The 12,544-nt window shown below is 64.3% G+C and carries 11 protein-coding genes; 6 read left to right on the top strand and 5 right to left on the bottom strand.

The window, feature by feature from the left end; genetic code table 11:
* Positions 1–65: 65 nt before the first annotated feature.
* Positions 66–731 carry a COQ9 family protein gene (locus EP837_RS06560; RefSeq protein ID WP_066525625.1) on the bottom strand — a complete coding sequence of 222 codons (666 nt, stop codon included), beginning with the start codon at positions 729–731 and terminating at the stop codon, positions 66–68.
* 141 nt (positions 732–872) lie between these two features.
* Here EP837_RS06560 and EP837_RS06555 point away from each other — a divergent pair, with 141 nt between their 5' ends.
* The 6 genes from EP837_RS06555 (at position 873) to ribH (ending at position 5,522) form a co-directional block, all read left to right on the top strand.
* Entirely contained in the window at positions 873–1,565 is a 693-nt protein-coding gene (locus EP837_RS06555; RefSeq protein WP_066528860.1) for an energy transducer TonB, read from the top strand.
* A 65-nt stretch (positions 1,566–1,630) separates the two neighbouring features.
* Positions 1,631–2,086, top strand: coding sequence for a hypothetical protein (locus EP837_RS06550; RefSeq protein ID WP_066528858.1), 456 nt, complete (start codon positions 1,631–1,633; stop codon positions 2,084–2,086).
* 11 nt (positions 2,087–2,097) lie between these two features.
* A complete protein-coding gene (ribD, locus tag EP837_RS06545; RefSeq protein WP_257784351.1) occupies positions 2,098–3,081 on the top strand; it encodes a bifunctional diaminohydroxyphosphoribosylaminopyrimidine deaminase/5-amino-6-(5-phosphoribosylamino)uracil reductase RibD in 984 nt (327 codons plus the stop codon).
* Between the two features lie 34 nt (positions 3,082–3,115).
* On the top strand, positions 3,116–3,727 hold the full coding sequence (locus EP837_RS06540) for a riboflavin synthase (RefSeq protein WP_066525624.1): 612 nt from the start codon (positions 3,116–3,118) through the stop codon (positions 3,725–3,727).
* 74 nt (positions 3,728–3,801) lie between these two features.
* Positions 3,802–5,085 (top strand): 3,4-dihydroxy-2-butanone-4-phosphate synthase, encoded by a 1,284-nt coding sequence (gene ribB / locus EP837_RS06535; RefSeq protein ID WP_066525617.1) that lies wholly within the window; start codon positions 3,802–3,804, stop codon positions 5,083–5,085.
* Positions 5,086–5,099: 14 nt separating this feature from the next.
* Positions 5,100–5,522 (top strand): 6,7-dimethyl-8-ribityllumazine synthase, encoded by a 423-nt coding sequence (gene ribH / locus EP837_RS06530; RefSeq protein ID WP_066525615.1) that lies wholly within the window; start codon positions 5,100–5,102, stop codon positions 5,520–5,522.
* A gap of 141 nt (positions 5,523–5,663) precedes the next feature.
* On the opposite strand, the gene EP837_RS06525 is transcribed toward ribH, so the two are convergent.
* The 4 genes from EP837_RS06525 to EP837_RS06510 form a co-directional block, all read right to left on the bottom strand.
* A complete protein-coding gene (locus tag EP837_RS06525; protein WP_066525613.1) occupies positions 5,664–6,746 on the bottom strand; it encodes an alkene reductase in 1,083 nt (360 codons plus the stop codon).
* A 99-nt stretch (positions 6,747–6,845) separates the two neighbouring features.
* The gene (locus tag EP837_RS06520) at positions 6,846–8,111 is read right to left on the bottom strand and encodes a DUF445 domain-containing protein (protein ID WP_066525610.1); all 1,266 of its coding nucleotides are present in this window, start codon (positions 8,109–8,111) and stop codon (positions 6,846–6,848) included.
* Between the two features lie 72 nt (positions 8,112–8,183).
* Entirely contained in the window at positions 8,184–11,345 is a 3,162-nt protein-coding gene (locus tag EP837_RS06515; RefSeq protein ID WP_066525607.1) for an efflux RND transporter permease subunit, read from the bottom strand.
* A 24-nt stretch (positions 11,346–11,369) separates the two neighbouring features.
* Positions 11,370–12,536 (bottom strand): efflux RND transporter periplasmic adaptor subunit, encoded by a 1,167-nt coding sequence (locus EP837_RS06510; protein WP_066525605.1) that lies wholly within the window; start codon positions 12,534–12,536, stop codon positions 11,370–11,372.
* Positions 12,537–12,544: the final 8 nt, after the last annotated feature.

Raw genomic sequence — 12,544 nt, 5'->3', positions numbered from 1 at the left:
GCTGCGAGTGACTATCAATATAGATAGGAAAAGGCCAGACTGAATCGCCGTCCGGCCCCGGCAGATCATACCGCCGGGTAGCGCAGCCTGCCGATGAAGCGGGAAAGGCTCAGCCGCTCGCCGCCGCCGACGCCCTTCCACTTGGCTTTGGCGCGTTCGAACCGCATCACGCCTTCGATCCGCCGATCGAGGAAGGCGCGGCTGTCCGCCCAATCTTCGCTTTCGTCATCAACAAAGACCAGCAGGGTCGCGGCATAGACTGCCGCCAGGGTCAGTCTCTTGCTGTAATGATTAAAGTCCGTCGCGCTGTCTCCGCCCGCGCGCCACATCACATCCGCCGCGCGCCAGCCGAGCTTTGCCGCCCGCGCGCTGTTTTGCGGCATGGCCATCACGGCCAGCGCCCGGCGCAAGGCTTCGCGGTCGTGCGCCAGCAGCTTGAGCCGCGCGGTGATCAGCGCCGTGATGCGCTGGCGGATCGACATGGTCGCGATCTTTTCGGGGGGCAGCGCTTCGATCATGCGCGCGTCGATGCTAGCGAACCAGGCGTCGATCATGTCCATGGCGCCCGCCGAGAAGGCGAGTTGCGCGATCTCTCTGTCCACGCTTCCTTCCGCCGCGGCCATCATCACCGCTTCAGCGCGCCAGCCGTCGAACGCAGCATGGCGCGGCAGGATCGGCGCCAGATAGGCGCGGACTTCGTCGAGGGTCGGGTCTTCAGGCAATGGACTCATAGCGCCTATCGTAAGGTCCGGCTGCCTCACGCACAAGCGCCCCGCCTCCCCTCCAAAGATGATGTTGCAACATATCATGAGATATGATGTAACATCATCTTTGGAGCGGTGAGCAAGATCGCGCAGAGGATGGAGGATGCGATGACGTTTATGGCGATGCACCCAATGGGCGGTCAGGGGCAGTCGGGCTACCGGGGAAGTGGCGGATCGCCCGTTGGGATCGGCGCGACGATAGCGGTACATGCTCTGGTCGCAGGGGCCTTCCTCCTGATGCCCAAGGAGGTCATCGCCCCCTATGTGCCGCAAATCTTCATCGGCAACCAGATCCCACTCCACCCGCCGCCGCCGCCCGAACCGCAGCCCCAGCCTCCGGAATCCAAGCTGCCGGTTCGGGTCAAAACCGATCCCGCGCCCGGCAAGACGGACAGTGTGGTGAATGTGCCCGATAGTGGCGCTAAAGACCTGCTCGGTAGCGGCGATACTGGTGAGGGTTCTGGCGGGAATGAGATCATCCTCCCGCCCATCAATCCTCCTTATGAGCCCGTACTGGTCGAACCCAAAATCGATCCCAAGGCGCTCGCGGCCTTCCAGCCGGACTATCCGGGATCGATGATCCGCCAGGGGCTGGAAGGCTCCGTCACGGTCCGCGTCACCATCAACGCCGACGGACGGGTAACGGACATAGCGCGCATATCCGCAACCGATGAAGCCTTTTGGATCGCCACTCAGCGCCACGCCCTGCGTAAATGGCGCTTCCGCCCCGCGACTCGCGATGGCGTTGCGGTCGCCAGCAGCAAGGTGCTGACGGTCCACTTCAAGCTGACCGACAGGTGAGCGCGCTCTCGCCGGATGCAAGCGCCGGCTTTGCATCCGGCTGCGGCATCCCCTATATATCCACGATGGCGATCTTCCCCCGTCCGGTCTCTCCCAAGAGCGCTCTCAGCGACCTGTGGACCTATTTTCGCGAGAATCGGCCACATAAATGGCCGCTGCTCGGCCTGTCGATCGCGATCACCTATGTGATCATCTGGGTCTTCGTGGTCGATGCCAACACCAACACCATGCCGACCCGCAACAAGATCATCTACATACAAAGCTGGGATGCCAGCCGGTCAGACGCGGCTATCATCCTGCAGCAGAAGATCGACCTCGCGAAGAGCGAGGCGGCGCTGCAGAAGCGCCAGAAGCAGATGCAGGGCTGGGCCGACGCCTTCGGCATCGACTGGCGGACCGAAGAAGCTCGCAACAGCGCTCGGCGGAAGGAAGCGCTGAAGGAAATCAACGCGCAGCTCGACTCGCGGCTTGCAAAGGCGGAGGCGGCGGAGAAGGCCGCACCTCAAACCCGTCAGCCTTGACCGAACGCGCTATGGCCGATTCCACTGACGACCGCCGTTTCATGGCAGCGGCCATCGCCCTGTCCGAACGCGGGCGCGGGCTTTCCACGCCCAATCCCAATGTCGGCTGCCTGATTGTCCGCGACGGCGTGGTCGTCGGGCGCGGCTGGACGCAAAAAGGCGGCCGTCCCCATGCGGAGGCGCAGGCGCTTGACCAAGCGCTGGACCAGGCGCGTGGCGCGACGGCCTATGTGACGCTGGAGCCCTGCTTCCACCTTTCCGCACGCGGCCCTCGCTGCGCCGACCTGATGGCGCGGGCAGGGGTGACGCGCGTCGTCATCGCCTTGCGCGATCCCGATCCCCGCACCGATGGACAGGGCGCGGAGCATCTGCGTGCGCGCGGCATCCAGGTTGAAATGGGCCTGATGGCCCAGGAAGCAGCGTCCGCCATGTGTGGCTTCGTGCTGCGCCAGACGCTGGGCCGCCCCGCCGTCACCTTGAAGCTTGGCCTTTCGCTCGACGGCTGCATCGCGCTCAAGAATGGGTCGAGCCGCTGGATCACTGGCGAAGCCGCGCGCGCCCATGCCCATCTCGAACGTGCGCGGCATGACGCCATATTGGTCGGGGGCGGCACGCTTCGCGCCGACAAGCCGCGTCTCGACGTACGGCTCAGAGGGCTGGAAAATCGCTCCCCCCGCCGCCTGTTGTTGAGCCGTGGCGCCGCGCCAAAGGGCTGGGAGGCGATCGAGCACCCGGGGGACATCGCCGCGCTCGCCCATGTCGATCATCTTTTGATAGAGGGCGGAGCCGCTGCCGCAGCCTCCTTCCTCCACGCCGATCTGGTCGATCGGCTGTTGCTCTACCGCGCCCCGATCCTGATCGGTTCAGGGCTTCCCGGTCTCGGCGACATCGGCCTCTCCGATCTCGCGCAGGCCCATGGCCGCTGGCGGCTGACGGACGAGCGCAAGCTGGGCGAGGACCGGCTCGAGGTTTACGAAAGGCAGCGCAGCGCCTAGAGCGCGGCTTATAGGCAGCAGGACCGCACCACCCATGTTCACCGGCATCATCACCGATATTGGCACCATCCGCTCTACCGAGCAGCGCGGCGACCTGCGCCTAGTCATCGCTTCGGCCTATGACATGGACGGCGTCGCGATCGGCGCGTCGATCGCCTGCTCAGGAGCGTGCCTCACTGTAGTGGAAAAGGGGGAGGGCTGGTTCGCCGTCGATCTGTCCGCCGAAACAGTCACGCGCACGGCGCCGGGGCTCTGGGTGCAGGGCGGACGGCTGAACCTCGAACGCGCACTCAAGGTCGGCGACGAGTTGGGCGGCCATATCGTCACCGGCCACGTCGATGGGATCGGCACCCTGGTGTCCGCCACCCCCGAAGGCGATTCAACGCGCCTCGTCATCGACGCCCCCGCCGCTCTGGCCCCGGCGCTCGCGGCCAAGGGGTCGATCACGCTCGATGGCATTTCTTTGACCGTGAATAGCGTGGAGGACCAGCCGGACGGTTCGGTGCATTTCGGTCTCAACATCATCCCGCACACCGCCGCAGCAACCACGCTTGACCAGCTGACACCCGGCCGGACCTTCAATCTGGAGATTGACGTGCTTGCTCGCTATCTCGACCGGATGCAAAGCCTTCGCGGAGCAGTGTGATTCCTGCTTGATAAAATCACATTATAATGTGATACCCTCCTGACAAGGCCCTTGTGCCACAGGAGAGTCGTGTCATGTCATCTGCGCTTATTGATACCGTCCGTACATTGGTCAACGAAGGCGGCATGTCCCGTTCCGGTCTGGCCCGCGCCGCTGGTCTGCACGCCAACAGCCTGCGCAAGCTGGGCGAACCCGATTGGAACCCGACCGCCGACACGTTGGGCAAGCTGGAAAGCTACCTCCTTCGCCGCGAAGGCGGGACCGCGCTCGCCAGTCCGGAAGAGATCATCAACGAAGCGCGCAACGGCCGCATGTTCATCCTGGTTGATGACGAAGACCGTGAGAATGAGGGCGACCTCGTCATCCCTGCGCAAATGGCGACGCCCGACGCGATCAATTTCATGGCGACCCATGGCCGCGGCCTCGTCTGCCTAGCCATGACCAAGAACCGGGTCGAGGAACTGGGCCTCGACCTCATGAGCCGCAACAATGGCACTCGGCACGAAACCGCTTTCACCGTCTCGATCGAAGCGCGTGAAGGCGTCACGACCGGCATCAGCGCCGCCGACCGCGCCCGTACCATCTCCGTCGCGATCGACGGATCGAAGGGCCGGGACGATATCGTCACCCCCGGCCATGTCTTCCCGCTGGTCGCCAAGGATGGCGGCGTGCTGGTGCGCACCGGCCATACCGAAGCGGCGGTCGATGTAGCGCGCCTCGCCGGGCTCAACCCTTCCGGCGTCATCTGCGAAGTGATGAAGGACGACGGCACGATGGCACGCCTCGACGACCTCATCCCCTTTGCGCAGAAGCATAAGATGAAGATCGGTACGATCCGCGATCTCATCGCCTATCGCCGCCGCCACGATCATATGGTCGAACGCCGCGCCGAAACCACGTTCAAGAGTGAGTGGGGCGGCGATTGGAAGGCAATCAGCTTCTACAACAAGGCGACGCATAGCGAGCAGTTGGTGCTGCAAAAGGGCCATGTCGCTCCCGACGAGCCCACCTTGGTCCGCGTCCATCAGCTTTCGCTGCTCGACGACGTTTATGGCGCCACCGGCCCTCGTCGCGGTTTGCTCGCCAAGTCGATGGAAATCATCGCGCAGGAAGGGGCGGGCATCATCGTCGTCCTGACCGGCACCTCGCCGGTGGACTTTGTCAGCCGCATCCTGCGCCATCATGCCGGTCAGCCTGGCAGCGGTATGGATGAGCTTCGCGACTATGGCGTCGGCGCGCAGATCCTCGCCGACCTCGGCGTCCATGACATGATCCTGCTCAGCAACACGCATCACAGCCTGATCGCGCTTGACGGCTATGACCTCGCCGTGGTTGGGCAGCGGTCCGTCGAGCTATAAGAAGGACATCAGCCGTGGCGAAATTCCTGATCGTTGAAGCGCGTTTCTACGACCATCTCAACGACCTTCTGATCGAAGGCGCCGCCGCTGCGCTCGATGCGGAAGGGCATAAATATGAGGTCGTGACCGTGCCCGGCGCGCTTGAGATTCCCGGTGCGGTGGCGCTGGCGGCGGAAACCGGCCGCTATGACGGCTTCGTCGCGATCGGCGTCGTGATCCGGGGCGAGACCTATCATTTCGAAGTGGTCTCGAACGAAAGCGCGCGCGGCCTGATGGCGCTCAGCATGGACGGCATCCCGATCGGCAACGGCATCCTGACCGTGGAAAACGAGGCGCAAGCCCTGACCCGCGCCCGTCCGGACGAAAAGGACAAGGGCGGCGAGGCGGCTAAGGCGGCCCTCGCCATGCTGGCGCTCCGCGAGAAATTCAGCGCCTGAGCTTAAGCTGAAATGAAGAAAGGGCCGCCCCCTAATACAGGCGGCCCTTTCCTCCATTATCAAAATCCGTTGGTCTCGGGCGAAGTCCAGACACCTAGGCGCAACTTCCCGCACCCGCCCGACCCAAGCGGCTGAAGCCCGTCACCCAGCCTTGGCAAGCACTGGATAATCGACATAGCCTTCCGCGCCCTGCGTATAGAGCGTGCCTTCGCTCAACGCATTGAGCGGCGCGCCCGCCGAAAAGCGGTCGGGCAGGTCGGGGTTGGAGATGAAGGGCCGGCCAAAGCTGATCGCCTGGGCTAGGCCGCTGGTCAGATCCTCTTGAGCGCGGGCCACATCATAATCGCTGTTCAGCACCAACGGGCCGCTAAAGTAACGGCGCACGATCGGAGACTGGCGTGGCACGTCGCTGGCGCCACGCGTCCCGTCCTGCCGCAGTTCGCGCATTTCCACGAAAGCGAGGCCGATCGGTTCCAACGCCTGTGCGATGGCGGCAGATAGGCTCGCAGGATCGCTGTCGTCCGTTCCCTGCGACGCGCCGTTCAGCGACAGCCGAACCGCCGTGCGATCCGCACCGATCGCGTCCGCAACCGCCTGTGTGATCTCGCGCAACAAACGTGCGCGATTTTCCGGGCTGCCGCCATAAGCGTCCTGCCGCTGATTGACGCCATCACGCAGGAACTCGTCGATCAGATAGCCATTGGCGGCATGGATCTGCACGCCGTCAAATCCTGCTTCACGGGCGTTGCGCGCGGCCGTGACATAAGTCGCGATCAGGGCCGGGATTTCCTCTGCTTCCAACGCGCGCGGCTGCTCATAGGGCTTGTTGCCTTCATAGCTATGCGCGTGGCCTGGGGCCGTGACGGGGCTGGATGATACAGGCTGCTCACCTGTGACGCTCGAATGCACCAGCCTGCCCATGTGCCAGAGCTGCGCGAAAATGCGGCCGCCCGCGTCATGCACTGCCTGCGTCACCGGCTTCCACGCAGCCACTTGCTCGGCAGACCAGATACCGGCTGCATAGGGCCAGCCAAGCCCCTGCTGCGACACGCCGATGCCTTCGCTGATGATCAGCCCGGCCGATGCACGCTGCCGGTAATAATCTGCCATGATCGGCGTGGGCACATGATCGTGGGTCGCGCGGGCGCGGGTCAGGGGCGCCATGAAGATGCGGTTGCGGGCCGTGACGGCGCCGAGCTGTACGGGATCGAAGAGGCTGGTCATGATTTCCCCTTATCAAAGTTGCAAATTGCAACGCAGTTACCTTGCCGACGCCAGCTAGGGATGGCCGGAGGCTCTTTCAAGGATTTTAGAGCGCAAATTTCAGAAGAATGTATCGACGCAGTGAATCGCCAGGCCCACCAGCCCGCCAACCAATGTTCCATTGATCCGGATATATTGCAGGTCCCGTCCCACTGCGCCCTCTAGCCGGCTGGTCACTGTGCCCGCGTCCCAGCCGCGCACCGTTTCGCTGACCAGTGTCACGATGGAATCGCCGTAGGCCGCCGTCGCGCCTACCGCCGCGCGCCGCACGAAACGGTTGATCAATAGGCGCAGCCGGGCATTTTCCTGCAGCGTCCCGCCCAATTGCTGCAGCGCTTCGCCCAGACGCCCTGCCATTGCCTTCCCCGGATCGCGTATTGCGCGCAGCAGCCCGGACCGGGCCTGCTCCCACAGGCCGTCGATCCAGCGCTGCATTGCGGGATTATCGACGATCTCGTCGCGGATGCGGGAGACGCGCTCCTGCATGCCGGCATCGAATTGTAGGTCCTGCGCCAGCTTCGTCATGCCTTCTTCCGCCTTGAGGCGCAGGCTGTGGCCGGGATCGGCCGCCATTTCCGCCAGCAGTCGCCGCAGGCCATCGATGATCGCATTGGAAAGATTTTCATCCAGCCCAGTCCAGCGCAATATCTTGCCTGCGCGGTCATGAACCATCTGGCGGATCAGATGGTCATTGGCTTCCAGCGTGCGGTCCGCCCAATGTATGATGCCGTCCATCACCGGCGCATGGCGGCCGTCGCGCATCGCCGCTTCGATCGCCTGGCCGATCAGCGGCGACAGGTTCACGCCCCGAAGCCGCTGCGCGATGGCGCCCTTCACCATGCCGCCCAGCCGTTCCTGGTCCAACGCCTCCAGCATGTCCGCGGCCAGCCGTGACGCGCCTTCGCGCAGTCGGCCATCTCCGCCTGAAGGGCTGGCGAGGAAGCGCCCCGTCGCGCCCGCGACGTCCAGCCGTTGCATGCGCCGGGCGACGACGGCAGGGGTCAAGAAATTATCGCGCAGGAACAGCGCCAGCGTGTCGCCGATCCGGTCCTTGTTGCGCGGAATGATCGCCGTGTGCGGGATGGGCAGGCCCAACGGATGGCGAAACAGCGCGGTGACGGCGAACCAATCGGCAAGGCCGCCCACCATCGCCGCCTCGGCGAACGCCTGGACGAAGCCGATGGCGGGATGGACATGGGTTGTCGCCCGCGCGATCAGGAACAGCGCCGCCATGGCGAGCAACATGCCCGTCGCCACCATACGCATATCGCGCGAGGAGCGAACCGGCGCATCGGCGGCGGGAAGGGGAACGGGAAGCAGCTTCATTGTCCGACCAACGGTTACGCCGCCGTTTCGTTCAGACAAGCGCTTCTTTCGCCACGCCGCCTGTCCTCTGCCTTATTCAGCCGGTTGCGCCGCGCCTTCATGGGCCGCGTCATCACCCGGTTTGTAGGTGAGCAGACGGCGGCTGAGGCGCGGGCCCGCCCATTCCTCGATCTCCAGTGCCAAGCTGAACGTCGCGGGCACGATCACCAGCGTCAGCAGGGTGGACAGCAGCAGGCCGCCGATCACGGTGATGCCCATCGGCGCACGCCAGGCGCTGTCGCCGCCCAGTGACAATGCGGTCGGCACCATGCCCGCGACCATGGCGACCGTGGTCATGACGATCGGCTGCGCCCGCTTGTGCCCTGCATCCACGATCGCGTCGAAGCGCGGCACGCCCTTTTGCACTTCCTCCAGCGCGAAATCGATCACCAGGATCGAATTCTTGGCGACGATGCCGAGCAGCATCAACAGGCCAATCAGCACCGGCATGGAAATCGGGTTGCCGGTCAGGTGCAGCGCCAGTGCCCCACCCAGCGGCGCCAGCAGCAGCGAGCCCAGATTAACGAAGGGCGGCATCAGCCGCTTGTAGAGCAGCGTCAGCACCGCCAGCACCAGCATGACGCCGGATATCACCGCGACGACGAAGTTCATCACCATTTCGGCCTGCCATTTGGACTCGCCGGTGTTGATTTTCTGGATGCCTGCGATGCGCCCTTCCTCAACCGCCTTCATCGTCGGCAGGGCGTTGATCTTCTTCATCGCCTGGCTGCTGACGATGCCGGGCGCAAAGTCCGCGTCAACGACGATGCGGCGAATTTGGTTATAGCGGCGGATTTGCGTCGGCCCGGCGCCAAATTCGACGTCGGCGACGACCTTCAGCGGCACGGAGCCTCCGCTGACCGTCGGCACAGGCATATTCTCGATCGTCGCAATGTCGCGCCGGCTGTCTTCGGCAACCGCGACGCGGATCGGGATCTGCCGGTCGGATAGCGAGAATTTGGCGCTGTTCTGATCGATCTCCCCGATCGTCGCCACCCGGATCGTCTGGCTGAGCGCGGCGGTGGTGACGCCGAGATTTGCAGCCAGATCGAAGCGCGGCTTGATGATGATTTCCGGCCGGTTCATGTCGCCCTGCACCCGCGGTGCGCGGACTTCCCGCACTCCGGACATCTCGGAAACCAGCTTGTTGGCCGTCTGCTCCAGCAACTCCGCATTGTCGCTTCCCAGCATGATCGTTACGTCACGGCCAAAACCGCCGCCTGCCTGCGACTGGAAATTGACCCGCGCGTCGGCGATCTGCTGAAACTTCGGCGCTACGTTGCGCTCCCATTCGACCGACGAGGCAGGCCGGTCCTTCCGCAGCGTCAGATAGATGTTAGCGCTGGTTGGTTCGATATCGGCAAAGGCTGCATCGACATAGTCCTTGTCCGCCGCCAATATGTCCGCCACGCGCCGGGCGACCCCCGCCGTCTGCTCCAGCGTGCTGCCCGGCACGGTTTCGATCTTTACCTGGCTGAAGTCCGTGTCCATCGACGGCTGAAAGGCCATCGGCAGTGTCGCAAAGGCGACCATGGTTGCGGCGAAGGCTAGCGCCCCTATGCCCACCGTCCAGACGCGGTGGTCACGCAACCAGGCGGCAAAGCGTGGCCGTGCGCCGCGCGCCCGATAGGCGTTCGATGCACGTTCGTCGAGCGACCAATGCAGGACGCGCATATAGACGTCCATCAACCACCCTTCGCCATGGCTTTCCTGCCCATGAGCCTTCAGGAAATAGGCGGCGACCATGGGCGTGATCAGGCGCGCTACGGCCAGGCTCAGCAACACGGCCACGACCACGGTCATGCCGAACTGGATGAAAAACTGCCCCGAAATGCCCGGCATCAGCGCGACCGGTAGGAACACGGCCACGATCGCCATTGTCGTCGCGAGCACGGCGAGGCCGATCTCGTCGGCCGCGTCGATCGCCGCCTGATAGGCGGTTTTGCCCATGCGCATGTGGCGGACGATATTCTCGATCTCCACGATCGCGTCATCCACCAGCACGCCCGCCACTAGGCTCAATGCCAACAGCGAGGTCATGTTGAGCGTGAAGCCCATCATGTCCATGAACCAGAAGGTCGGGATGGCCGACAAGGGAATGGCCAGCGCCGCGATGATCGTCGCGCGCCAGTCCCGCAGGAACAGGAACACGATGACGACCGCCAGCACCGCGCCTTCGATCATCGACGCCATCGCCGAATGATATTGGCTCCTGGTATATTCGACGCTGGTGAAGAGCTGCTTATAGCGGATCTTCGGATTTTCCTTCTTCAACTGCTCCAGCACCTTGAGCGCATTGTCGAAGACGTTGACGTCTGACGAACCCTTGGCCTTCTCCATGCTGAAGCTCGTCACCTGCGTGCCGTTCATCAGCGAAAGCGACCGCTGCTCCGCATACATGTCACGCACGTCTGCAAGGTCGGCCAGCTTCACTGTGCGTCCGCCTGCGATCGCGATCTGAGTTTGGCCCAGGGCATAGGCGTCGCGGGCGTTGCCAAGGACGCGGATGGCCTGCTCCGCCCCGGCAATTTCCGTGCGGCCGCCAGCCGCGTTGAGATTGACCTGCTGCAACTGCTGATTGACCTGCGCAGCGGTGATGCCGTGCGATTGCAGCTTGACGGGGTCCAGTATCACACGGATCTCGCGCGTGACGCCGCCCCCGCGCTTGACCGCAGCCATGCCGGGAACGGCGAGCAGCCGCTTGGCGACCGTATTGTCCACATACCAGGACAATTGCTCCAGCGTCATGTCGGTGGCTTCAGCGCTGAAATAGGCGATCGGCCCGTCAGCATCCCGCCGCGTCACCTGCGGCTCCAAAATGCCTTCGGGCAAGTCGCTGCGGATCTGATCGACGGCATTTTTGACGTCATTGACCCCGCGGTCGATCGGCGTCCCTATCTGGAACTGCACGATCGTCATCGACTGACCTTCGGACACGGTCGAGGTGATTTCATCGACGCCGCTGATGCCGCGCACGGCGGCCTCGATCCGCTGCGTCACCTGGGTTTCCAGTTCGGGCGGCGCGGCGCCTGGCTGCAGCACCAGCACTTGTGCGATGGGAAAGCTGATGTCGGGCTGCTGGTTGATGTCCATGCGGCCGAAGCTGACCGCGCCAGCGATCAGCAGCGCGACGAACAGCACGAGCGGCGACACCGGATTACGGATGGCCCAGGCTGAAATATTGCGAAAACTCATGACGGCTTCCTCGCCGGCGCGGTCTTATCCGGCCTTTTGCAGTTGCGGTCGGACCTTCTGCCCCGGTCGCAGGAAGGCGCCCGCCGACGCCACGATGCGTTCATTGCCATTCAGGCCGCGCGTTACCGCAACGCCCTTCTCCGACACCTGGCCCACCTCGACATCGCGCCGCTCGGTCTCCCCGCGTGCGTTGACGACATAGACATAATGGCCTTTGGCGTCGGTCTGGACAGCCGATTCCGGCAGCATAGGCGCGGTGCCGCTGCCGCTGACGATCGAAGCGGACGCAAAACCGCCCGGGCGGATCGCCGCATTATAGGCTATGGCGATGCGGGCGATGCCTTGCCGGGTTTGCGGATCGACCACTGGCGAGACCTGCCATACCCGTCCGCTGAACTGCGCCTGGCTGCCGATTGGGGTGACCGTTGCGCTGTTTCCCGGTCGCAGCGTGGTGAGGTCGCCCTCGCTCAACTGCGCCAGCAATTCCATTTCGCCGCCCTTCGCCATGCGGAACAGCACGCCGCTGCCCGATCCGACGATCTGGCCCGGCTCGACATCCCGCGTCAGGACCAGACCCGCCGCAGGTGCGCGGATGTCCAACCGACCCGTCCGCGCGCGCTGTTCGGCGAGTTGCGCCACGGCGACGTTCACGCGCGCGTTCGCGGCATCGCGAGTAGCGGTGCGCTGATCAATATCCGCCTGGCTGATGAAGCCACGCTTCACCAGCGCACGCGCTCGGTCGAGTTGGGCCTGAGCCAGCTTCGCATCAGCGCGGTTGACCTCAACCTGCGCCGCCAGCGACCGGATCTGCTCGGCCTGGACCGACCGTTCGATCACCGCCAGCACCTGCCCGGCCCGAACCCAATCGCCCGGCTGCACCAGCACCTGCCGTACTTCACCGCCTTCGCCCACGACACCTACAGGCATTTCCACGCGGGCGGCGAGCGAACCAGTGCCGCTGATCGTGCGCGGGACCACCGACTGACCGGGGACGATGACGGTAACCACCGGGGCCTGCTCCGCGGCGGGCGCTTCCGCGCCCTTGCCGTGCATCGAGACCCACGCTGCAATGGCGACCAGGATGATCGCCACGATCGAGCCGATGACCAGCGCCCGCCGCCGCGCAGGCTGCGGTTCCTCAGCGAAGATGCGCACCGGGGCATCCCCGGCGACCTGAGTTTCGTAGTTCATCCTGCTTC

It is taken from the genome of Sphingobium sp. EP60837, assembly GCF_001658005.1.
GTDB lineage: Bacteria > Pseudomonadota > Alphaproteobacteria > Sphingomonadales > Sphingomonadaceae > Sphingobium > Sphingobium tyrosinilyticum.
Note: the sequence above shows the minus strand (reverse complement) of the source record. Positions and strands in the feature narration are given on the sequence as shown.